The 25,107-nt window shown below is 36.3% G+C and carries 19 protein-coding genes and 1 tRNA gene; all 20 read right to left on the reverse strand.

Going from position 1 to position 25,107, the window contains the following annotated elements; all coding sequences use genetic code 11:
- Positions 1-32: 32 nt before the first annotated feature.
- On the reverse strand, positions 33-680 hold the full coding sequence (locus J2772_RS10130) for a Crp/Fnr family transcriptional regulator (protein ID WP_209916240.1): 648 nt from the start codon (positions 678-680) through the stop codon (positions 33-35).
- A 214-nt stretch (positions 681-894) separates the two neighbouring features.
- Positions 895-3,054, reverse strand: coding sequence for a TonB-dependent receptor (locus J2772_RS10135; protein ID WP_209916242.1), 2,160 nt, complete (start codon positions 3,052-3,054; stop codon positions 895-897).
- Positions 3,055-3,091: 37 nt separating this feature from the next.
- Positions 3,092-3,580, reverse strand: coding sequence for a hypothetical protein (locus J2772_RS10140; RefSeq protein ID WP_209916264.1), 489 nt, complete (start codon positions 3,578-3,580; stop codon positions 3,092-3,094).
- Positions 3,581-4,005: 425 nt separating this feature from the next.
- Positions 4,006-4,311, reverse strand: coding sequence for a DUF3467 domain-containing protein (locus J2772_RS10145; protein WP_027375539.1), 306 nt, complete (start codon positions 4,309-4,311; stop codon positions 4,006-4,008).
- 87 nt (positions 4,312-4,398) lie between these two features.
- Positions 4,399-8,664: a DNA-directed RNA polymerase subunit beta' gene (rpoC, locus tag J2772_RS10150; protein ID WP_209916266.1), complete on the reverse strand. Its 4,266-nt coding sequence runs from the start codon at positions 8,662-8,664 to the stop codon at positions 4,399-4,401.
- A 122-nt stretch (positions 8,665-8,786) separates the two neighbouring features.
- Positions 8,787-12,608: a DNA-directed RNA polymerase subunit beta gene (rpoB, locus tag J2772_RS10155; RefSeq protein WP_209916268.1), complete on the reverse strand. Its 3,822-nt coding sequence runs from the start codon at positions 12,606-12,608 to the stop codon at positions 8,787-8,789.
- Positions 12,609-13,049: 441 nt separating this feature from the next.
- Positions 13,050-15,650, reverse strand: a complete 2,601-nt coding sequence (locus tag J2772_RS10160) for a T9SS type A sorting domain-containing protein (RefSeq protein WP_209916271.1) — start codon at positions 15,648-15,650, stop codon at positions 13,050-13,052.
- A gap of 37 nt (positions 15,651-15,687) precedes the next feature.
- Positions 15,688-16,818, reverse strand: a complete 1,131-nt coding sequence (locus J2772_RS10165) for a hypothetical protein (protein WP_209916273.1) — start codon at positions 16,816-16,818, stop codon at positions 15,688-15,690.
- A gap of 118 nt (positions 16,819-16,936) precedes the next feature.
- Positions 16,937-17,476, reverse strand: a complete 540-nt coding sequence (locus J2772_RS10170; protein WP_209916275.1) for a hypothetical protein — start codon at positions 17,474-17,476, stop codon at positions 16,937-16,939.
- Positions 17,477-17,706: 230 nt separating this feature from the next.
- Complete coding sequence (rplL, locus tag J2772_RS10175; RefSeq protein ID WP_076390710.1) at positions 17,707-18,075, reverse strand: 50S ribosomal protein L7/L12; 369 nt, start codon at positions 18,073-18,075, stop codon at positions 17,707-17,709.
- 46 nt (positions 18,076-18,121) lie between these two features.
- Positions 18,122-18,709 carry a 50S ribosomal protein L10 gene (gene rplJ, locus J2772_RS10180; RefSeq protein ID WP_209916277.1) on the reverse strand — a complete coding sequence of 196 codons (588 nt, stop codon included), beginning with the start codon at positions 18,707-18,709 and terminating at the stop codon, positions 18,122-18,124.
- A gap of 17 nt (positions 18,710-18,726) precedes the next feature.
- Positions 18,727-19,419, reverse strand: coding sequence for a 50S ribosomal protein L1 (rplA, locus tag J2772_RS10185; RefSeq protein ID WP_045501112.1), 693 nt, complete (start codon positions 19,417-19,419; stop codon positions 18,727-18,729).
- A gap of 11 nt (positions 19,420-19,430) precedes the next feature.
- Positions 19,431-19,877, reverse strand: a complete 447-nt coding sequence (rplK, locus tag J2772_RS10190) for a 50S ribosomal protein L11 (RefSeq protein ID WP_045501113.1) — start codon at positions 19,875-19,877, stop codon at positions 19,431-19,433.
- Between the two features lie 376 nt (positions 19,878-20,253).
- Positions 20,254-20,922, reverse strand: coding sequence for a hypothetical protein (locus tag J2772_RS10195; RefSeq protein ID WP_209916279.1), 669 nt, complete (start codon positions 20,920-20,922; stop codon positions 20,254-20,256).
- 6 nt (positions 20,923-20,928) lie between these two features.
- Complete coding sequence (locus J2772_RS10200) at positions 20,929-21,567, reverse strand: hypothetical protein (RefSeq protein ID WP_209916282.1); 639 nt, start codon at positions 21,565-21,567, stop codon at positions 20,929-20,931.
- Positions 21,568-21,576: 9 nt separating this feature from the next.
- On the reverse strand, positions 21,577-22,197 hold the full coding sequence (locus J2772_RS10205; protein ID WP_209916290.1) for a hypothetical protein: 621 nt from the start codon (positions 22,195-22,197) through the stop codon (positions 21,577-21,579).
- A gap of 646 nt (positions 22,198-22,843) precedes the next feature.
- On the reverse strand, positions 22,844-23,386 hold the full coding sequence (nusG, locus tag J2772_RS10210; RefSeq protein WP_045501118.1) for a transcription termination/antitermination protein NusG: 543 nt from the start codon (positions 23,384-23,386) through the stop codon (positions 22,844-22,846).
- A 21-nt stretch (positions 23,387-23,407) separates the two neighbouring features.
- Positions 23,408-23,614 (reverse strand): preprotein translocase subunit SecE, encoded by a 207-nt coding sequence (secE, locus tag J2772_RS10215; protein WP_002976410.1) that lies wholly within the window; start codon positions 23,612-23,614, stop codon positions 23,408-23,410.
- Between the two features lie 12 nt (positions 23,615-23,626).
- Positions 23,627-23,697 (reverse strand) — tRNA-Trp (locus J2772_RS10220).
- A 54-nt stretch (positions 23,698-23,751) separates the two neighbouring features.
- The gene (gene tuf / locus J2772_RS10225) at positions 23,752-24,957 is read right to left on the reverse strand and encodes an elongation factor Tu (protein WP_045501120.1); all 1,206 of its coding nucleotides are present in this window, start codon (positions 24,955-24,957) and stop codon (positions 23,752-23,754) included.
- Positions 24,958-25,107: the final 150 nt, after the last annotated feature.

Here is a 25,107-nt window from a genome sequence, read left to right on the forward strand (position 1 = left end):
TCATAAATATAAAAGTTTTAAAACAATATAAATTAGACTAATCTAACATTTTCATTTACAGCCACTTTAATCCCTTCTTTTGTTTGCAGAATCTCTCCATCACTTTCAATTTTTTTCAAAACCCTGCTTACCACTTCTCTGGAAGTTCCAAGATTATTGGCAATTTCCCTGTGAGTAATTTTTATGGGATTGTGCCCCGTGACGGAAATTTGCTGCTTGATATAATTAAGAACTCTTTTATCCAGGCGGTGAAAAACAGCATCGTTCACCATGTTCATTACTTCTGAAAATCGCCTGTCATATTCACGATAAAATAATTTATTAATCTCAGGAAACCTCAACAGCCATTCATGTATAATGGAAACAGGAACCAACAATGCTTCGGAATCTTCTTCTGCAACAGCATATACCCTGCTTATATAATCCGTAAAAATAGATGAAAAGGTCATCAGGCAGCTATCACTTTCTCTGATATAATAATAGATAAGCTCTCTTCCATCGTTAAGTGTAAAAACTTTTATGGATCCTTTGATCAAAAAAGGGACATACTTATTTTTCTGCCCTTCCCTCACTATTTCAGTCTTTGATTTTATATCTGCTAAAACAGCATGCTTCTGAAACTCATCCAGAAAATCGTTTCCTAAGAACCCGAATTTCTGAATAATAAATTGATTATTCATATCCTTTTTCCTTCAATATTTTGAAACAAATATATAAAACAGGATTAACTATTTAATAAAAAACAAAAAATTTTCATTATTAATAAATAAAAACAATCCAAAAACTCCTTTATGTGAATATTTACCATAAAATAATTCACTGTATTAACAATTTGTGATAAAAAAAACTGTTCCATAAAAATGAAACAGTTTTTGTAAGGTCCTATTTTTAAGGTCAGAATCTGTATTTCACATTGAATCCATAAAAGAAGTAAGATTTATTAGGACCCGGATTAAGATCTGTACTGACTCCTTTAGGGTAACCACTACCGGTATCAGAATCATTGATATTATTTCCTAAGAATAAAAAAGTATAATTGATCTGATTGGTAAGGTTATTTCCCATCACATAAAGATCTACATCAAACTTACCAAAGGTCTTTTTATATCCTAATTTTGCATTTAGCAACCCAAAACCTTTTACTGGTGGTTTCTCATTTTTAAAATCAGTATACACTTGTCCCAGATAATTAAAGGTATTTAAAAGATAAAAACCTGGCTTAGTATAAATATCCAAGCCTAGAGCATATTTATTTCTCGGAACTCCCACAACAGTTTTGTGATCATAAGTTTCCTTTCTTCCTCCCACTATTGTTGTAAAATCCTTATACTTAGCATCGTAATAAGAAAGATTTACAAACGGAACCACTCTTTCAATAAATGAATTCTCTGATCTGTACTGATATCCGACACTAAACTCAAGTCCCGTATTTTTCTGACTTCCGGTATTAGTCCAGTAGGTTTGCCCCGGAGTAATGCTATTAGGGATAACCAGTTGTGTAAGTTTATCAGAATAGTCAATTCTAAATGCAGAAATACGATAATCTAACTTTGTATTGAGTAAAAGCCCATGTACACTGAAATCAAACATTCTTGCGCGCTCAGGTTTTAAATCATCATTCGTCATGTTTGTAGCAGTAATAAATGATGAAGCTGCGGTAGGAGAATTATACCCTTCACTATAGCTCAAATTAAAGATCTGATACTTCCATTCTTTCTGTAAAGCAAAGTGAGGGGTGTATGCCATGTCATATTTCTTGTTGAATGACTGGTCTTTACGGCCGGCGATCAAACCTGGTAATGCATAAAGATCTTTTCTATCATAATTTGTTCTATTAGCACTTAAACCAGCCAATAACGTTAATCCCCAAGGTTTATAGGTAAGATAGTCTATCACAAAGTAAGTGGATTGATTGTTATTATATTTAAAATAGGAAGCTCCACTCATCCCTGTTGTCTGCAAAGGTTCAGTTTCAGAACCGGTAAATCGATAGCTTGAAGTAGTAGATACTGAATTTTGTATTTCTGCTCCAAAATCTAAACGGTTTTCAAAATCCTTAAACTCATTCTTTAATGTAAAAGTGGAACGCAATCCTACATTCGGAGAGCTTGTAACTCCATAGGCTCCAGCTGAAACACTTTCCGTATTTGCATTATAATAAAATAAAGTGGTATAGTTTCTTAAATTAGAAGTAAGACTTACCATATTACTCAATCCTACTCTTGTTGATTTTATTTTCGTTCCTGAGTTTTTTCGGATATAGGCAGGATTCCCATTATCAATTCCCGCATAATAATCATCGTATGAAATCTGGCCTGAAGTATGCTCATAGGAATAAGCCTGGCTTGCAAAGAAACTTAACTGATCTTTTTTCCCGAGCTTAACAGTACCATTCACATTAAAGAAATTTTTCAATCCGCCACCATTTGGTCTGTATCCATCCGTTTCAAGGTGTCCGTATGCTGCACTTACAGAGTAATTCTCATCAGAAACATTCAATTGTGTTCTTGACTGGAATGTTTTAAATGCTCCGAACATGGCGTTTTCAGAAATAGATACTCCTTTCGTAAAATCAGGACGGGTATAAAAACGGACTGCTCCTCCAACTCCGCCACCGTACATTGTTGCTGCCGGACCTTTGATAACTTCAACATTGGTTACATAAGCGAAGTCAACATCATCAAGGACAGTCACTCCTTCAGCGTTGGTTAGCGGCATATTATTCCAGTAAGCTTTCACTCCCCAGTTATTAAACTTCTGATCGTTTCCATATCCACGAAGCACAAGTCTTTGTCCACCGAAGTTGGTTCGTTTATCTACCTGAAGCCCTGGCATTGTTGACAATGTTTGGTCAATTGCTGCAGGGTTATTCCTGTTAAGATCTTCTTCGGAAAGCGTTTCTACAGATTGTCCATGTCTTTTGAATTCTGCACGTTCCTGTTTTATTTTCTTTCTACCAAGAATGTTTACTTCATCAATTGATCCTTCCTGCACCTGTTGAGCATGAGTGATAGCGCAACCTAACATTGCTGCTATGCATATATATTTTTTCATTATTTAAAAATTAGTTATCATTAATATTATATTCACTTTAGACAAAGTGATTCTCCGGAGGCGGAATACTAATGGATAAATAATGAGTACTTTCTAATAGGTAATAGTGATTGGGGATTGTACTTAAATCCAGCGTTAAAAAAATGGAAAATCCCTTCCCAGCGAGAATAGTAAAACGGGATGTTTTAAGCAGAACTTTCTTATGGCCTGGAAGATCAATCTGAGTTCTCAGATTTCTTTTTTTAACGGTTAATTTTTTCGAAAGATCCACCAATGAGTTGATGATAATGTCTTTTTTATCAAGGTAACAGAAAAAGAGTTTTTTCCCATTACTCTTGCTCACCCGAACTACATCATAAGAAAATCCGTTAAGTACAAATTCTTTATCTTCTTTCCATTCTGCTTTTACAAGATCATCTTCTGTAAAGCATACAGTTTGTGATTTCTTTAAAGGATGCCGGGTAATATTATACTGTGTATGTTCATATAGTTTTCTTTTCACATGAAAAACAACCTTGTAAGCCATATTATTAAATAACATGATCACCGGAATACATAAAAAGATAAAAAATAGTTTTTTATTCAAATTGGTTTATAAATATATTTTCTATTGAATTTATTTTAATGCAAAAACACATAATAACAATAAAACGTTTTTCAGTTTTCATAAATTATCCGTAAATATAATTACATAAAATCAAATTACTTATATTACATCAAGAACATATTGCCAATTTATATTTAAAATTAATAAAGCCTATCAACATTAAATTTATTACATTTTTAAAATCAATGTGAAAAAGTATTCCGAAAAACACAAAAAATATAAAAAGAACAAATTGATGAATTAATAAACTACCCTTTAAATCGATATTCATTCCCTCCAAAATATCACATAAAAAATGCCCTGGTAAAAAACCAGGGCATTCTTATTTTATTGTAAGAAAAATCTTAAGCTTGTACGTTGTTTCCTCCTAATACGAAAGGCTCAACTTCTTTGATTTCTCCGAACTGCTGCTCGTAGTTAGCGATGTTCTGTTGAAGAGCGCTTAATACTCTTTTAGCGTGAAGTGGAGCAAGAATTACTCTTGATCTTACTTTAGCCTGCTGAACACCTGGCATCAACTGAATAAAGTCTACTACAAATTCAGATGGAGAGTGGTTTACTAACGCTAAGTTAGCATAGATACCAGCAGCTACCATTTCGTTTAATTCGATGTTGATGTTTCCGTCTTGTGGATTTTGATTGTTGTCCATTGTTATAAATTATGTTTTTAAAATTCGAAATTTGAGATTGTGAAAATATAAAAATAATTTCAAACCCCAAATTTCAAATCATTAATTTTAGTTAAGGTCTTCGAATTCTTTCTTAGAACCTACGATAACATTCTGATACTCTTTAAGACCTGTACCTGCAGGAATTCTGTGTCCTACAATTACATTTTCTTTAAGACCACCCAGAGCGTCCACTTTACCAGCAACTGCTGCCTCGTTAAGAACCTTAGTGGTTTCCTGGAACGATGCTGCAGACATGAACGATTTCGTTTGAAGTGCTGCTCTTGTAATACCCTGTAGTACAGGAGTTGCAGTAGCAGGAAGAGCTTCTCTTACTTCTACTAACCTTTGATCTTCACGTTTCAATTTAGAGTTTTCATCTCTTAATTCTCTTGCAGTAATCATCTGACCTGGTCTGAATTCTTTAGAATCACCAGCATCAACCACTACTTTAAGACCGAACACTCTGTTGTTCTCTTCCAAGAAGTCATACTTATGTTCAAGAGCTCCTTCTAGGAATTGAGTATCACCTCCATCCACGATAGATACTTTTGTCATCATCTGTCTTACGATGATTTCGAAGTGCTTGTCGTCGATTTTTACCCCTTGTAGACGGTAAACTTCCTGGATCTCATTTACTAAGTATTCCTGAACAGCTGTTGGACCTTTAATTCTTAAGATATCGTCTGGAGTGATTGAACCGTCAGAAAGTGGCGAACCAGCTCTAACGAAGTCATTCTCCTGTACTAAGATCTGGTTAGATAATTTAACTAAATAAATTTTTCTTTCTCCAGTTTTAGCCTCAACGATCAATTCACGGTTACCTCTCTTAATTTTTCCGTAAGAAACTACCCCGTCGATTTCAGTAACAACTGCTGGGTTTGAAGGGTTTCTTGCTTCGAATAATTCGGTAACTCTCGGAAGACCTCCGGTGATATCCCCTGCTTTCGCAGATTTTCTTGGGATTTTGATTAGGACTTTACCAGCCTTAATTTTCTCACCATCGTTTACCATTAAGTGGGCTCCTACCGGTAAGTTGTAAGCTTTTTGCTCAACACCTTTAGAGTCTACCACCTTAAGGGTAGGTACGGCTTTCTTATTTCTAGATTCAGAGATTACTTTCTCTTCAAATCCTGTCTGTTCGTCAATTTCAAGTTGGAATGAAATACCTTGGATGATATCCTCGTATTCTACCTTACCTGAAGTTTCAGCAATGATAACCGCGTTATACGGATCCCATCTACAGATAGTATCTCCTTTCTTCACTTTATCACCTGGTTTAACAGATAATATAGATCCGTAAGGTACGTTAGCTACCATTAATGGAGTTTTAGACTCATTATCAGCAACCAATCTAAATTCTGTTGAACGAGAAACTACAACCTCAGCTGTATTACCGTTTTCATCTTCAGAAGTAATAGTTCTTACTTCATCCATTTCTACGATACCGTCTCTTCTTGCAACAATAGATGGATTTTCAGAAACGTTACCTGCGGTACCCCCTTGGTGGAAGGTTCTCAACGTAAGCTGAGTTCCTGGTTCCCCAATTGACTGTGCACCGATAACACCTACTGCCTCACCCATGTGGATCATCTTACCTGTTGCTAAGTTTCTACCGTAACATTTCGCACAGATACCTTTTTTAGCTTCACATGTAAGTGGTGAACGTACTTCAACAGCTTCTAATCCTGCTGCCTCAATTTTCTTAGCTAATTGCTCAGTAATTACTTGGTCAGCTTCAGCAATTAATTCATCACTTTCAGGATCATAAATATTGTGAAGAGATACTCTACCTAAGATTCTTTCAGAGATTTTCTCAACAATCTCGTCATTTTTCTTAAGTGCAGTAACTTCTGTTCCTCTCAGCGTTCCACAGTCATCTTCTGTAACGATAACGTCCTGTGCAACATCTACCAATCTTCTGGTTAAGTAACCAGCATCGGCAGTTTTAAGAGCGGTATCCGCAAGACCCTTACGAGCACCGTGGGTAGAGATAAAGTATTCCAAGATGGAAAGACCTTCCTTAAAGTTTGCAAGGATCGGGTTTTCGATGATCTCCGCACCGGTAGAACCAGCTTTTTGCGGTTTCGCCATCAATCCTCTCATCCCTGATAACTGACGGATCTGCTCCTTAGAACCCCTCGCCCCAGAATCAAGCATCATGTATACAGAGTTGAAACCACCTTGGTCAGTTTTCATTCTGCTCATGATCATTTCAGTTAATCCGGCGTTGGTGTTAGTCCAAACGTCGATTACCTGGTTATAACGTTCTGTATCGGTAATTAGACCCATGTTATAGTTAGCTCTAATTTCGTCTACAGTTTCAATTGAAGTAGCAATCATCTGCTTTTTCTCTACAGGTACTACGATATCTCCAAGAGAGAACGATAGACCTCCTTTGAATGCGTTTGAGTACCCTAGATCTTTCATTGCATCCAAGAACTTCACAGTTGTAGGGAAATCCGTATCAGCAAGGATCTTACCGATAACGTTTCTTAATGATTTCTTAGTAAGAAGCTCATTAATATATCCTGACTGCTTAGGTACGATTTGGTTGAATAAGATTCTACCTACAGAAGTTTCGATCAATCTTGTTACGATTACTCCATCTTCTTTAACTGGTAGTCTACATCTTACCTTAGCATTTAATGAAACTCTACCTTCTGCATAAGCAATTTCCGCTTCTTCAGGAGAATAGAATGCAAGACCTTCTCCTTTTACTTTCATATCCTCTGTAGAGCTCAATTCTTTAGTCATGAAATAAAGACCAAGAACCATGTCCTGAGATGGTACTGTAATTGGAGAACCGTTTGCAGGGTTCAAGATGTTTTGAGAACCTAACATCAATAACTGAGCTTCAAGGATTGCTTCTGGTCCTAACGGTAAGTGTACCGCCATCTGGTCACCATCGAAATCGGCATTGAAGGCCGTAGTTACTAACGGGTGTAGTTGGATAGCTTTACCTTCGATCATCTTAGGTTGGAAAGCCTGAATACCAAGTCTGTGAAGAGTAGGTGCCCTGTTCAATAGTACCGGGTGACCTTTCATCACGTTTTCTAGGATATCATAAACTACTGGTTCTTTTCTATCGATAATTCTCTTCGCAGATTTTACTGTTTTTACAATTCCTCTCTCAATTAGTTTTCTAATGATGAATGGTTTGTACAATTCAGCTGCCATATCTTTAGGAATACCACACTCGTGAAGCTGTAAGTTTGGACCTACAACAATTACCGAACGCGCAGAGTAGTCAACCCTTTTCCCTAGTAGGTTCTGACGGAAACGACCCTGCTTACCTTTCAATGAATCAGAAAGTGATTTCAATGGTCTGTTTGATTCAGATTTTACTGCAGAAGATTTTCTTGTGTTATCAAATAATGAATCTACTGATTCCTGAAGCATACGCTTCTCGTTTCTCAAGATTACTTCAGGAGCTTTGATCTCCAATAATCTCTTCAAACGGTTATTTCTGATGATAACTCTTCTATAAAGGTCATTTAAGTCAGAAGTTGCGAAACGTCCTCCATCCAACGGAACCAATGGTCTTAGTTCTGGTGGGATAACAGGAAGTACACGCATAATCATCCACTCTGGTCTGTTGATCATTCTTGTATTGGCACCTCTTAATGCTTCTACAACGTTCAATCTCTTAAGAGCTTCAGTTCTTCTTTGCTTAGAACCTTCATTGTGAGCTTTGTGTCTCAAGTCGAAAGACAATGCATCAAGATCAATTCTTTTTAATAGATCTTCTACAGCTTCAGCACCCATTCTGGCGATGAATTTGTTTGGATCAGAATCATCAAGATACTGGTTTTCTACAGGAAGAGTTTCCATGATATCAAGGTACTCTTCTTCTGTAAGGAATTCCATGTTCTCAAAATCAGAACCGTCTAATTTCTTAGCAATACCTTGTTGAATCACTACATATCTTTCGTAGTAGATGATCATATCTAATTTCTTAGAAGGAATTCCAAGAAGGTATCCGATTTTGTTTGGTAATGAACGGAAATACCAAATGTGTGCAATTGGAACTACAAGGTTGATATGCCCGATTCTCTCTCTTCTTACTTTTTTCTCAGTAACTTCTACTCCACAACGGTCACAAACGATCCCTTTGTAACGAATTCTCTTGTATTTACCACAAGCACATTCGTAATCCTTTACAGGACCAAAAATTTTCTCACAGAATAGCCCGTCTCTTTCAGGCTTGTGAGTTCTGTAGTTAATAGTTTCCGGCTTTAAAACCTCCCCTCTTGAGTCTTGTAAAATAGACTCCGGTGAAGCTAGACCGATGGTTATTTTATTAAATCTACTTGATTTATTTTTATTTGACATAATTTTTTTTAGATTTTAGATTTCAGATTTCAGATTTCAGACGAAATCATCATTCCAAATTCAAGGATTATAAAATTCTTAGAGTGCCATAGTCTGACATCTTGTGTCTGACATCTGATATCTTACTCTTCCAATCTTACGTCTAATCCAAGACCTTGTAACTCGTGAAGTAATACGTTGAATGATTCCGGAATACCTGGTTCAGGCATCGATTCACCTTTTGCAATTGCTTCATAAGTTTTTGCTCTACCAATCACGTCATCTGACTTCACAGTAAGGATCTCTCTCAAGATGTTAGATGCACCGAATGCTTCAAGTGCCCAAACCTCCATCTCTCCGAATCTCTGACCACCGAACTGAGCTTTACCTCCTAACGGCTGCTGAGTAATCAATGAGTAAGGACCAATAGAACGTGCGTGCATTTTATCATCAACCATGTGTCCTAGTTTCAGCATGTAGATAACACCCACTGTAGCAGCCTGTGTAAATCTTTCTCCGGTACCACCATCATAAAGGTGAGTGTGACCGAATTTAGGAAGACCTGCTTTCTCAGTGTACTCAGTAATCTGATCAAGAGTTGCTCCGTCAAAGATTGGTGTAGCGAACTTCATTCCCAGTTTCTGACCAGCCCATCCAAGAACTGTTTCATAGATCTGACCGATGTTCATACGAGAAGGTACCCCTAGTGGATTCAATACGATATCTACTGGTGTTCCGTCTTCCAGGAATGGCATATCTTCTTCACGAACGATTCTTGAAACGATACCTTTGTTACCGTGACGTCCTGCCATCTTATCTCCTACATTCAGTTTACGTTTCTTAGCGATGTAAACTTTAGCCAACTTCATGATACCTGCTGGAAGCTCATCTCCGATTGAAATAGCAAATTTCTCACGGTTTTTAACTCCTTGGATGTCGTTATATTTGATTTTGTAATTGTGAATTAATTGTTTGATCAATTCATTCTTGTCAGCGTCTACTGTCCAGTCTGCACCACTAACATTTACATAATCTTCAACTGAAGTTAATAACTTGTGAGTAAATTTCACACCTTTACCGATGATTTCTTCGTCAAGGTCATTTTGTACCCCTTGAGAAGTTTTACCACTTACCAGTGTATTTAATTTTTCAATTAAAGTATTTCTCAACTCATCAAATTTAGCCTTGTAAGTGTTTTCAATTTCTTCAAGTCTAAGTTTTTCTTCAGTTCTTTTCTTTTTGTCTTTAATGTTTCTAGAGAACAATTTCTTGTTGATAACAACTCCTCTTAATGAAGAGTCAGCTTTTAATGATGCATCTTTTACATCACCAGCTTTATCACCGAAGATTGCTCTAAGAAGTTTTTCTTCAGGAGTCGGGTCAGATTCACCTTTTGGAGTAATTTTACCAATCATGATATCTCCAGGCTTCACTTCAGCACCGATTCTGATCATACCGTTCTCGTCAAGATCTTTGGTAGCTTCTTCAGATACGTTTGGAATATCTGCTGTAAGTTCTTCCATACCTAATTTAGTATCACGAACTTCTAGTGAATATTCATCTACGTGGATGGAAGTAAACCAGTCTTCACGTACAACTTTTTCGTTGATTACGATTGCATCCTCAAAGTTGTACCCTTTCCAAGGCATGAACGCTACTACTAAGTTTCTACCAAGAGCTAATTCTCCTTTTTCAGTAGCATAACCGTCGCAAAGTACTTGTCCTTTCTCCACTACATCACCTACTCTTACGTTTGGTCTTAGGGTAATTGTTGTACTCTGGTTGGTTTTTCTGAACTTAGTAAGTTTGTATGTTTTAGTAGCAGACTCAAATTGTACTAAATCTTCGTCTTCGCTTCTTTCATATTTAATAACGATTCTGTCAGCATCTACGTACTCTACAGTACCTGTACCTTCAGCGTTAATTAAGATTCTTGAATCTCTTGCAACTTGTTGCTCAAGCCCTGTACCAACAACTGGAGCCTGTGGCTTCAATAGAGGAACGGCCTGACGCATCATGTTAGATCCCATCAATGCACGGTTCGCATCATCATGCTCCAAGAAAGGAATCAATGAAGCGGAAATACCTGAGATCTGGTTTGGAGCTACATCGATAAGGTTAACCTGAGCAGGCTCAACTACTGGATAGTCACCATCCAATCTTGCAATAATTCTGTCTGTTAAGAAGTCTCCATTATCACTCAATTCAACGTTTGCCTGAGCAATTACTTTATCTTCTTCGTCTTCTGCATTCAGATAAATAGGAGCAGCGTTAAGATCAATCTTACCCCCTTCTACTTTTCTATATGGAGTTTCGATGAAACCAAGGTTGTTGATTTTTGCATAAATACCTAACGATGAAATCAAACCGATGTTTGGTCCTTCCGGAGTTTCAATCGGACAAATTCTTCCGTAGTGAGTATGGTGAACGTCACGAACCTCGAAACCTGCTCTTTCTCTTGATAAACCACCAGGCCCTAGTGCAGATAATCTTCTCTTGTGAGTGATCTCTGATAGTGGGTTGGTTTGGTCCATGAACTGAGATAGCTGGTTGGTACCGAAGAATGAGTTAATAACAGATGTTAACGTCTTAGCATTAACAAGATCAAGTGGAGTAAAGATTTCGTTATCTCTAACGTTCATTCTCTCTTTGATTGTTCTTGCAATTCTTGAAAGACCTACACCGAACTGCCCTGCTAATTGCTCACCAACAGTTTTAATTCTTCTGTTTGATAAGTGGTCGATGTCATCCACCTCCGCTTTAGAGTTTACCAGTTCAATTAAGTGTCTTACGATTGCAATAATATCTTCTTTTGTAAGAACTTCAGTTGTAGTTGGGATGTTAAGACCTAACTTTTTGTTTAGTCTGTAACGTCCTACTTCACCTAAAGAGTATCTCTGCTCAGAGAAGAATAATTTTTCAATGATTCCTCTTGCAGTTTCCTCATCTGGTGGATCTGCGTTTCTTAACTGACGATAGATGTACTCTACTGCTTCTTTCTCAGAGTTAGTAGGGTCTTTTTGTAATGTATTCTGGATAATAGAGAATTCATTGCTGTTTTCTTTGTGGATCAAGATAGATTTCACACCAGCGTCCAAGATAAGATCTAAGTGTTCTTTTTCCAGGATCGTTTCTCTATCCAAGATGATTTCGTTTCTTTCGATAGAAACTACCTCACCTGTATCTTCGTCTACGAAGTCTTCGAACCAAGTGTTCAATACTCTCGCAGCCAATGTTCTCCCTTCTACTTTTTTAAGGGCCGCTTTAGAAACTTTCACTTCTTCGGCAAGGTCGAAGATCTGAAGGATATCCTTATCAGATTCATAACCGATAGCTCTTAATAAAGTTGTTAATGGTAATTTTTTCTTACGGTCGATATACGCGTACATTACGCTGTTGATATCCGTTGTAAATTCCATCCAAGATCCTTTGAAAGGGATAATTCTTGAATAGTAAAGTTTGGTTCCGTTAGCGTGGTAAGTTTGTCCGAAGAATACACCAGGTGAACGGTGAAGCTGCGTAACAATAACTCTTTCAGCACCGTTGATGATGAAAGATCCACTTGGCGTCATGTAAGGAACCGGACCTAAATATACATCCTGAACCACTGTTTGGAAATCTTCGTGTTCCGGGTCAGTACAGTACAGTTTAAGTCTTGCTTTTAGAGGAACTGAATAAGTAAGTCCTCTTTCCACACACTCATCAATTGAATAACGTGGAGAATCTACCAGATAGTCTAAGAATTCTAATACGAATTGGTTTCTTGAATCCGTAATTGGGAAATTCTCTTGGAAAGTCTTGTAAAGAGCTTCTGTCTTTCTGGCTTCAGGAAGTGTATCAAGCTGGAAAAATTCTCTGAAAGACTCGATTTGGATGTCCAAGAAGTCTGGAGTTACAATTTTTCCTTTCGCTGATGAGAAATTAATTCTCGGATTTCCTTGAGTTGTTGATTTTGTTTTACTCATAAAACTTTTAAGAAAGGGTTAAAAAAATATTTTGATTCATTTAAAAATATCAGAAAAGAACAAGAAACAAGGTAAAAGTAAAAAGGTAAAAGTGTTTTTGGCGCTTCACGAAGGACCTTAGGATCTTTTAACGTTGTACTTGGCTCTTTCTAACTGCAACACTGGTATATCTTTTCACAGCGTAATGCAAAATATTTTTCTTACTTTTGAGACGGTATTACCCGTAATATCTATAAACACGAAATCCCCTCCATGTTATTACACAATGAAAGAGTTGATTTTCAGTATTTTATAAATTTACAAACAATGTTTCGCGCCAAAAGAGGGGCAAATATACAAAAAGTTATCCACAATTACAAATAAATCGTCTCATTTTTAAGCTGTTAAAATAAAAAGGCTGCCCGAAACGAGCAGCCTTCGCCTTATTATGAAGTTACAAAATTATTTTACAATAACCTTATAAGATTTCACTGTTGATTTGGTTTCAATCTTAATGATATAAATTCCTGTAGGCAATGAAGTAGTATCAATACCTGTACGTGCAGAGAATTTATCAGACTTCACCATTTTTCCTTCCGCTGAGAACAATGTGTAAGTTCCTTCTTCTGAAGCTGTCACCATAAGGCTTTCTCCAGCTTTAACAGGGTTAGGGTAAATCTTCACATCATTAGCAGCTTCTTTTATTTCTGAAGTTCCGGCAGCTTTTGCTGTAGTTGTCAATGCATTTTTCAACAATGAAGCATATGGTGAAAGTGGAGAATTCGGTGCTCCTCTCTTCACAAGGTCTGTATCTACTACTGCCTGAATACCATCTTTATCACCATCATTAATTGTAGAGATAAATCCTCCACCCAATGTATCAAGGTTACCTTTTCCTATCTTATACAGATCAAAGTCTGAACCGTCAGAAGTAATATCAAGGAAATCAGGAGTATTATCTCCATCTACATTTCTAATTGGATATTTTAAAGTTCCGGAATCCGGATATGTTTCCAATACATCTGCTAAACCATTTTTACCTACTGCAACACCACTATCAATAATACCATTATGATCTGCATCGATCTGGTTAATCACTGAGACTGGAATACCTGATTCAAATAGATCTAAAATTCCATCGTTATCAGAATCCAAATCACGATAATTTGGAATAGCATCTCCCAAGACAGGAGTAATTAAGATATCTCCTTCCAAATCATCATCTTCAAATTTAGCATTCTTATCAAAATCTTCTATTGAATCCGGAATGCCATCATTGTCAGAGTCAAAATCACAAGCATCTACAACACCGTCACCATCTGTATCTAATGTTGGCGATTTATCATTCACTACTGTACATCCTTCTGCACAATCCGGAATACCATTACCATTATTATCGATACTGTCATCACCATTAGGACAACGGTCGAAGCAGTTTGGAACTCCATCATTATCATCATCTTTACTGGCAAATGCATTATAGATATAATAATTCTGAGGAATACGAACAGCTGTACCACTGTTGAAGGTAATTTTCATTCTGTTAAAAGGTTTTGTAGCCTTTCCACCTACATAAAATTTATTGGAATCCGTAGTAAAGAAATTCCCACTGATAAGGCTTCCCGAGCTTGTAAAAGTATCTGTTACAGAGTTTCCATTATATAATGTTACCGTAATATTTTCAAGTACGCTTACCCCAAGAAGGTTTCCTGCTTTTTCCACAGTAAATCCGGTCATTGTATTAGCAGGCAATATAGTATTACTGCTTACTGTTGCAAATGCCGAGAAAATACTGAAGATAGATGCAGCTGGAACTGTTGCTGTTGCATAATTGGATGGATTGTTATCCACAATAGCTTCCGGATTTGTCATTTTAGCTAAAATAATCCCTAAGAATCCAGGCCCTGACGTCCAGCTTGATCCTGTTACTAAATTTCCAGGTACCGCTGAACCGCTAGTCTGAATTTTATCATCACATTCACAAGAAATCGGCTCTTCGAAAGCGTAATATACTTTAAGTGCTCCCAAGTTGAACCCTACTGTCTGAGTAATTTTTAATCTTATTTCATTAAAAGGTTTGGTGGTTGTTAAAGTTACTTTTTGTTTCCCTGAACCGTATCCTAGAACTTTAATATTAATCAATCCACCTCCATCTGATAATTGTTTGGACTCTTGTTTTTCTCCAAATAAATAGGTTTCAATCGTAATATTTTTTAAAAATTCAGCGCTTAATAACTTCCCTTGATCGTCAGGCTCAATTACAAATCCAGTTCTGTTTCCTGCAGGATATACCTGATTTTTATCTAAAACACCTACTGAGTAAGAGCCTAATAATCCTATAGGAAGAACTATTTTCCCGAAAGAATTTTTATTTCCGTCACCTATATTCTCTTTGTTCTGAACATAAGAAAGCGGAGCAAGGAAACTGCTGCTTCCAGACACGTTACCATCTACACCACTTCCTGCAATGATATCATCACAAATTCCATTGTTGTCTACCGGTACTCTGGCCGGATCAAATGCAAATGCATAATACACATTCAGTGCACTGAATACAGAAAGAACATTGGTTTGGTACAATCTCACTTCATCAAACTCTTTGGAAGTCTTAAAATGTAAGAATATTCTGTTCTTGCTTCCCCCGAATGCCGGTACTGATAAAAGCGTACTGTTTGTAGTGGTTTCCTGAAGAACTCCATTCTTATAAGTACTGATTCTTAATGAGCTTAAAAGGTCAATCGTAATAAAGCTTGTTCCAAGATCCACATTAAATCCGGTAATATAACCGGCAGGATAAACTGTATTGTTATTTTTCACAGAGATTCCGTTTCCACTTATTAAAGAAGCAAAATTCCCCATATTAACACTGTTATCCAGACTGGCATCCACCACCGGATTCATACTTCCGTTATAACATGCTAAGCAAATTCCGGAATTGTTTACCGGTTTGGCATCCACACCCATCCCACGGATAGGCTCATAACCCTGTTGTGCCAGTACCGTGATAGACATCACGAATGTCATAAGCACTACAGCTAGTTTTTCGAATAATTTTTTGGTCATTTTTTATTGTTTTATAAAGTTTGTGTTTATTTTTCAATTAATAAAAAGCTCTCCAGTTTGTTCCATCACAACCTTCATGTTTTTTTGCAGTTGTATTATATCGGATTGCTCCTTCTTCCTTACTGGAACAGGTTGTTCCGGATGCAGCAATACCCTTCATTTGAAGCGCTGCTCCCGTTGCAGTATCCGCCGTAGGAATCATGTTAATTCCAACAATTGTATCTGTTCCGTTTGTTATATTAAAAAAAGTATGTGATTTATTAGCGTATACCGATTGACCGGATCCTGCCATCGCTGAAAATCCAATTGCTATAGATTGTCCTGCTGTAGCTGAACTTGCAGAGCCCACTGCAATGCTATTTGGGTCTACTGTATTTCCACTCCCTATAGCTATTCCGCCTTTGTTGATATGTTGATTCCCTAATGTAAGTCCTGCTACACCACTTATGGTATTAGAATTCCCAAATACAAGATGATTAGCTCCTGATGCCGTATTTAAATTTCCAATGATCTTTGCCCCACTGGTAGCAGAATTATTGGCCCCAATAGCTAAAGCCGGGAAATTAGCGTTAATGGCAGTAGCAGTATTATTCCTTCCAATGGCAATATTGGATGATGTTGAATTGGTTGTATTGTTTGACCCCCAGGAAAAAGCAGCATAAGGTCCTGCTGCATCATTAGCATTTCCACCTTGCAGCGTTCCGTTTACATCAAGTATTGCTTTTACATTTTTTTGAGTAGCCAATACCAGGTTTTGCCCATCACTTGTTCCCAGATAATTCCCGCTAGAAATATCTTTTCCTAACGTTGAAGAGGTAGCTGCTGTACCACTATTTCCTACTGTACGCCAATCTGCATTTAAGTTCCCCCATTTTGTACCATCAAAATAATAGTAACCGGGTGTTATAACATCTACAGTTTGTCCGGTAGGAGCTGTTTCTGCAGCAGTAACATATACTATAGCTCCTGTTTGAGCAACTGTATAGTTCTTAGCTTTCAGCTGTACTCCTGTAAGTCTTGGGGCAATAATACCGTCAAGTTTATTAGTATCTGATGGAAAACCCATCACGTCAAGACTAGCCTGAGGCTGCCCTGTATTAATCCCAACCTGTGCAGATATAGAAAACCCGACAGATAAAAGTGCTAGAGTGAATAATTTGTTTTTCATTCTTAGTTGATATTTGTTGTTTTTTTGTATTTGTTTTTTTTAGAAAGGACAGTTCAATAACTATTTCATTTAAAATTGTAAATGAAACTCCGCAAGGAACCGTAAAAAATCAGAAATATTATTTTATAGAGGCACTAATCAGTTTATCAGGGATCTTAATGATAAATTTAAAACCATCAATGAGTTTAACAGAGTTGATATAAAACCTCTTAACCTGCTTTATTATACCCAATACATCTGTATGAACAGCAAAACTTACCACTCTCCATTTATTCCAGACAAAAATAGACTTTAGCTCACTCATAGATAAAAGAAAATAATTTTTGCCATTCACAATTGGCACATTACTTTGTAAAGAGTTTTCAAAAGCAGTATGTGGAAAATCATCATTAATGTTTGCATGATGATAAACACTACATTCCAGTGAACTCACAAGCTCCTGTGAAAATGCGCCAAATAAATATGGGTAAAGGTCAGTATTATTAATATCTGTATAGTGCAGCAACTCGGTTTTGCCTACTTCGACAAACATAATGTTTGTATTTAGTTTTCCTATAGCCGACAATAGCAGAAGAAATGCTATTTGACCATAGGAAAGAAAATAATTTCTATCCAATTGTTGTGTTTTTTTATTAGTACAAATATAATACTTTTTCAAACAAAACAACATTTTAATAAAAAAAAATTACATAAATCACTCAATACAATGAAATAAATTAAAATATAACGTCAATAATTATCAAATAAACAATAATAATAAAATATAAGATTATACACTATAAAAATATTCAAATACATTTGTAAATAAAGTGCATATTTTATTTCATACTAACAACAAAAAAGCCTGAGCAAATTGCTCAGGCTTCTTATATTTATATAAAATTGAAATTATTTCAATTCTACTTCAGCACCAGCTTCTTCTAATTGCTTCTTAAGAGCTTCAGCTTCGTCTTTAGATACACCTTGCTTTAATGGAGCAGGAGCACCGTCTACGATATCTTTAGCTTCTTTAAGACCAGCACCAGTTAAATCTTTTACTAATTTAACGATAGCTAATTTAGAAGCACCTGCAGACTTAAGAATTACGTCGAATTCAGTCTTTTCTTCAGCAGCTTCACCTGCACCACCTGCAGCAACAACTACAGCAGCAGCAGCTGGCTCAATTCCGTACTCATCCTTAAGGATAGCAGCTAATTCGTTTACGTCTTTTACAGTTAGGTTTACTAGCGTTTCAGCTAAATTTTTTAAATCTGACATTGTTGTAATGTTTTTGTTGATTATTTATTTAATTTTTTGAGTATAATTATTCAGCACTTGTTTCTTCAGTGCTTTCTGCAGCAGCTTCTGGAGCTTCAGCAGCCGGAGTTTCTTCAACGGCAGGAGCAGCTTCTTCAGCTTTAGCTTCTACAGTTTCAGGTTTGTTTTGAAGAGCAGAAACAACTCTCTGGATTGGAGACTGAAGTAATCCGATGATTTCACCGATCATTTCTTCTCTAGACTTGATGTTAGCCAACATATCTAGGTTATTGTCACCTAAGTAGAAAGTTTCTTGAACAAAAGCAGACTTTAAAGCTGGCTTTTCTTCTTTCTTTCTGAATCCTTGGATAAGTTTCGCAGGAGCGTTAGCTGTTTCAGCAATCATTAATGCTGAGTTTCCCTTGAAAGATGGGAACATTTCAGAGTAATCTACTCCTTCAATTTGTTCCATTGCTTTTTGCAAAAGTGTATTTTTTACAACTTTTACTTTGATATTTTGCTTGAAAGCTTGTCTTCTAAAATCAGAAGATTTACCAGCGTTCAAACCGTCTAAATCTGCTACGTATACTACTTTTGCATCCTGAAGCAAATCTTTGATCTCTTGTATTGCTACAACTTTTTGGTCTTTTGTCATTGTCTTAAGGATTATTATTAGTTAACAGATTTAGTATCAATTGCAATACCTGGGCTCATTGTAGAAGACAAATAGATAGACTTCACATAAGTTCCTTTAGCAGCAGTTGGCTTCATTTTGATCAATGTAGAGATCAATTCCTGCGCATTTTCTTTGATCTTAGCAGCATCGAAAGATACTTTACCAATACCAGCGTGGATGATACCATACTTGTCTACTTTGAAATCAATTTTACCTGCTTTCACTTCAGTTACTGCTTTACCAATTTCCATTGTTACAGTTCCTGATTTAGGGTTAGGCATTAAACCTCTTGGACCTAATACTCTACCTAATGGACCTAATTTACCCATTACAGCTGGCATCGTAACGATAACGTCAACGTCAGTCCAACCATCTTTAATTTTTTGTAAATATTCGTCAAGACCTACATAGTCAGCACCAGCAGCTTTAGCTTCTGCTTCTTTATCTGGAGTTACTAAAGCCAAAACTTTAACATCTTTACCAGTACCGTGAGGAAGAGATACAACACCTCTTACCATTTGGTTTGCTTTTCTTGGGTCTACACCTAATCTTACAGCGATATCTACAGAAGCATCAAACTTTGCAGTGTTCACTTCTTTTACAAGAGCTGAACCTTCTTCAAGGTTATAGATTCTTCCTTTTTCTACTTTGCTTAAAGCTTCCTTTTGCTTTTTAGTCAATTTTGCCATTTCTAATAGTTTTAAGCGTTAAAAGTTGGTTTAGTTCCTGTTACTCTTAATCCCATAGATCTAGCAGTACCTGCAACCATAGAAACTGCAGAGTCCATTGTAAAACAGTTAAGATCCGCCATTTTATCTTCAGCGATTTTCTTTACTTGTTCCCAAGTTACAGCACCTACTTTGTTTCTGTTTGGTTCACCAGAACCTCCCTTGATCTTAGCCGCATCCATTAACTGAATTGCTGCAGGTGGAGTTTTAATAACGAATTCAAAAGATTTGTCTTCGTATACTGTAATTACTACAGGTAAAACTTGCCCTGGCTTATCTTGGGTTCTTCCGTTAAATTGCTTACAAAACTCCATGATGTTCACACCTGCAGAACCCAATGCTGGACCTACTGGTGGAGAAGGGTTAGCTGCGCCACCTTTCACCTGAAGTTTTACCATTTTAAAGACTTTCTTAGCCATTGTTTGTTTTTTAAATTTGAATAATTAATGAGTTTGGAAGCATTTATTATTCAGTAGGTTATCGCACTCACTTATGACAAACCTACTTTTTGGACTGCAAAAGTATAAAATATTTTTGAAACTACAAACGGATATTGCTGATTTTTAAAAAGTTTTAAAAAAAATAATATAAAAAAAAATTAAATTTAATTCCATTCACTTTCCGTAAACATCAGATAAACTGTTTATAAAAAAGGATTTAATCATTTTCTTGTTGCTATCTCCTATAAAATAAATTATATAATACCCAAAACAGCACATTATTTAATTTAAATAAGAAACCAGACTATCGTTTTCAATAGTCTGGTTTCTTAAAATCAAATGTATTTTTGCTATATTAAAAACCGGATGGTTTATTAATCGTTTGCGCAGAACCGTTAGTTCCTCCAAGATCAGCATTAACATCATTAATATTGTGCTTTGTGATCAATCTTTTATAGGCCATCAAATAAAGATCTACTGTAAAATTGTTATAATCTCTTACTGGGCCGGCAGATGTATTGGCAATAATTCTGCTGTCTGTAAATTTTGCCTTGATATGCCAGGTTCCGTTACTTTTAAATGCTACTACATCAGGAGATCCTTGCTTATTATCATTCACTCCATTGTTCCCATAATCAAGCATCACGTTAGTAATACCATTACTAAGTTTGAAAGAATAATTATGAAGCACAACCAGGAAATTATTGGCGTCTATTTTAGTATCATAATCTGTAATTCCGTCTCCTGACACGTTGGTAAGGCTAAGTTTGATATAATTGAATAACCCACTACTTTCTAAATTCGGATCATAGATTTGCAATGCATTTTCCGATGTTGCCAGAAAACTTCCCCCAGTCATTGTAGGTTCTCCTGGATTTCTTAGATACAAGGAATTGGTATATGTTTTTCCGTTTACATCCAGTGTTTCCGTAGGTTTATCTGTTTTGATTCCTACTTTACCGGTCTGAGCATTCAAGAATACGCCCAGTCCTATCATCATTGTAATATAAATCTTTCTTATCATGTTTTATTATTGAAGCCCAAGAGGCGTGTTAGTTGATACTCCGGAATAAGAAGCTGCTGCTGATACCGAACCTTCGAATGTTCCCCAGTCTTTTACCAGAGATTTTTCAAATACATTTAACGTCAATGTCCAGCTTCCGTTTTGTGCATTCACAGTACCTGCCCCTTTAAAACTTAAGTTAATAGCCTGATAGTTTTTTCCTCCCTGCTGTACTTTAGTCACTTCAGTAGAGTAAGCACCATACAATCTTGAAGTAGCTGTTGTTGTAGCAGAAACAGCATCACTAAAAACAGCTCCTGTAATTGCCACCACATATTTGTCAGCATCTAAACCTGTATTCAGGTTAATTACTTCATCCTGTTTTACATTTTTCAACACTACAGTATACATATTTACTGGTGCTACATTTCGAAGTGTAATATCAAGAAGCTTCAATTTTCCTACGGGAGAAGAATCTTTTGAGCGGGTAAGAAGTAAATAATTTCCTCTTGCTGTTGCATTTTCAGTATCAATTAAATAAGATTCTACCAGAGTTTCACCTTCTACATCCAGAGTACCTTTTGGATTTACAGTATTAATTCCTACCTGAGCTTTCAAACCTAACGTGGCAGCAGCTACAAAGAGTAGCGATATAATTTTTTTCATTTTATTGTTTTATTGAATTAATGGAGTTGCCGCAGCACCGGTTGTAGAAGATCTGAGATCCTGAGTTGAGTTGAGTTCTTTTGCATAAGATCTGTCATACACCAACAAATTTAAAGTCCATTCTCCGGTGGGTAAATTTGAAGTTGGAGAAAATCCTTCGTAATCAGCCTTTAGCTTCCAAGTTCCGCCTGTTGAATAGGCAAATATCTGAGGAACCGGGGTTAGCCAGTCTGCAGTATTCGTTCTTACAGGCTGAGTAAATCCGAATGAAGAAATTACTACCAGAAATTTACTAGAATTGATTTTTGTATCAAACTCCCTTACCCAGTCCTTATTTGCAGGATCACAGGCAATTTTAAACTGAATGATATTGATGGGAGCCGGGGAATTCGGGACAAAGGAATCATTGTAAGCCGTAATTTTATTTTCCGGTGCCGGAGATTTGATAATAAAAGTATAATTTTCATCTGCTCCCAATTTTTCTATTGGTTTTTTGAAAACAATACCAGACGTCTTCATCGTTCCGTTCACAGTAAGTTCCTTTTCCGGCTTTGAAGTATTAATTCCAACTTGAGCATTAATAAATACTGCTGAACCTAATGAAAGGATCATCGAAATAGTTTTTGTCATTTTTCGGTTATGTGTTTGCTATAAATTTCTATTCACCGTACCTCATTAATCACATTTCAGGTTTTTAATTTAAAAACACAAAAAATATACTGTGCATCTGTAAATAGTGCACTGAATGAGAAAAACAATAAGTTTTATAGGTTGATAGCCGAATAAGTTACAATAAGTATGCCATCAAAAGTGAATTCTTTATCAGAAATCTCGTTAAATACAAAGGAAAACACACATTATCCCCTGAAAGTGAATATTAAATGCATATAAAGTCTTATATAGAAGCAATTAACAAAAGTTCATTATTTATATTTTTAATAAAAAAATCATTTAAAATTTATAAAAAATTAAATAAAACAAACAAAAACTGGCTACTTTTTTTCAATAATGAATTATTTCAGAAAGAAACATCGTAAGAGACACTCAAATTTGATACATTGCATTCATTATAATATAGAGAGTATGGATAAGCCAAAGGATGGAATAAGGAGCAGCTCAGTACTCTTTTAGTAAGTTATTGGCATTATCTACACTCCTAAATTCAGCCAACATAGATATCCTATTATTCATCACTTATATTCCATAATTGCGGGATAGTAGTACAAACAAAAAAGACCACTTAATAGCAGTCTTTTTATATTTTATATAGTAAATATTATACTTTTTCTACTTGCATGTAGCTTAGTTCCATTGGAGTTTTTCTACCGAAGATCAATACAGAAACTTCAATTTTCTTTTTGTCTTCAAGAATCTTTTCAATTGTACCATTGAATCCGTTGAAAGGACCATCGATCACTTTTACGTTTTCTCCTACTACATATGGAATCTCAACATCGCTTGCAAATTCTGAAAGTTCATCCATTCTTCCAAGCATTCTGTTCACTTCTGATTTTCTCATTGGAACAGGATCTCCACCTTTTGTTAAACTTAAAAAAGAAATAACTCCAGGGATGTTTTTGATAACGTGAGGAATCTCTCCCATCAGCTCAGCTTCAATCATTAAGTATCCAGGATAGTAAGGTCTTTCTTTAGGAACTTTTTTACCGTTTCTAATTTGAATAACCTTTTCCATAGGAATAACCACTTGAGTAACGTACTGCTCAAACCCTAAACGTTTGATTTCTGTCTCAATATAGTTTTTCACTTTATTTTCCTGTCCGCTGATAGCTTTCAGCACATACCATTTCAATTCGCTCATTTTGGGAAAATACTTTTATAATTAATTGAACAAGTTGATTAGCATTCCAATGATGTTACTGATTGCTTTAGAAAACAATTCATCAACTCCAAATGTAAATAATGCCAGAATCACTGTCGCAATAGTCACTACAATTGTAGAAGACTGAAGGTCAGCCCATTTTGGCCATTCAACTTTATGTCTGAATTCGTTATAAGAACCTTTTAAAAAATCGACAAATGAACTCATAATTTATATTTGCACGGGCACAAGGATTCGAACCCTGATCAACGGTTTTGGAGACCGGTATCCTACCATTGGACGATGCCCGTAGTTAAAAAGCTTCCGAGAGTTTCCTTTCGGAAGCTTTATTTATTTTAAGATGATTAGTCTAAGATTTCAGTAACCTGACCTGAACCAACTGTTCTACCACCTTCTCTGATCGCGAATCTAAGACCCTCGTTAAGAGCGATTGGTTGTAACAATTCTACAGTGATCTCTAAGTTATCACCAGGCATTACCATTTCTACACCTTCTGGTAAGAAGATCTCACCTGTAACGTCAGTAGTTCTTACGTAGAACTGAGGACGGTACTTGTTGTGGAATGGAGTGTGACGTCCACCTTCTTCTTTAGAAAGGATATAAACAGATGCTTTGAATTTTTTGTGTGGCTTCACAGAATCTTTCTTAGCGATAACCATACCTCTCTTGATGTCAGTTTTTTCAATACCTCTCAACAATAGACCTACGTTATCACCAGCTTCACCTCTGTCTAGGATTTTTCTGAACATCTCAACTCCTGTAATTGTAGAAGTTAATTTTTCTTCACCCATACCAACGATATCAACTGGATCTCCAGTGTTGATTACACCAGCCTCGATTCTACCAGTTGCTACAGTACCTCTACCTGTAATAGAGAATACGTCTTCAATTGGCATCAAGAATGGCTTATCAGTATCTCTTACTGGCTCATCAATCCACTCATCAACTGCATCCATTAATGCTTCAACAGTTTTGAACCACTTATCTTCTGAGTCACCGTTAGTAGCTGCAGTAAGTGCTCCAAGAGCTGAACCTTGGATTACTGGAGAGTTATCTCCATCAAAGTCATAAGTAGCTAAAAGATCTCTAAGTTCCATTTCAACAAGCTCTAACAATTCTGGATCATCCACCATGTCAACTTTGTTCATGAAAACAACGATCTTAGGTACGTTTACCTGACGGCAAAGTAGGATATGTTCTCTAGTTTGAGGCATTGGACCATCAGTTGCAGCACATACTACGATAGCTCCATCCATCTGAGCAGCACCAGTTACCATGTTCTTAACATAGTCGGCGTGACCTGGACAGTCAACGTGAGCATAGTGTCTTTTTACAGTTTCGTACTCGATGTGAGCAGTATTGATAGTGATCCCTCTTTCTTTTTCTTCTGGAGCAGAGTCAATTGAAGAGAAGTCTTTTTTCTCAGCAAGACCTTTGCTAGCTAATACAGCAGAAATAGCAGCTGTAAGAGTAGTTTTACCATGGTCAACGTGACCAATAGTACCAATGTTCAAGTGTGGTTTGTTACGATTAAACGTTTCCTTTGCCATGATTTAAAATTATTTATTTATTGTTTTTCAAATTTTCGGTGTGCAAATATAATGAATTTTTAAATACCAAAAACTTTTTATTCAAAAAACTTTCAATATTCTCATCCAATGAAGGACAAACCTTATATTTCGATGCATTGAGACTGCAAA

Origin of the sequence: Chryseobacterium jejuense (genome assembly GCF_017877355.1) — a bacterium.
GTDB classification, from domain to species: Bacteria; Bacteroidota; Bacteroidia; order Flavobacteriales; family Weeksellaceae; genus Chryseobacterium; species Chryseobacterium jejuense_A.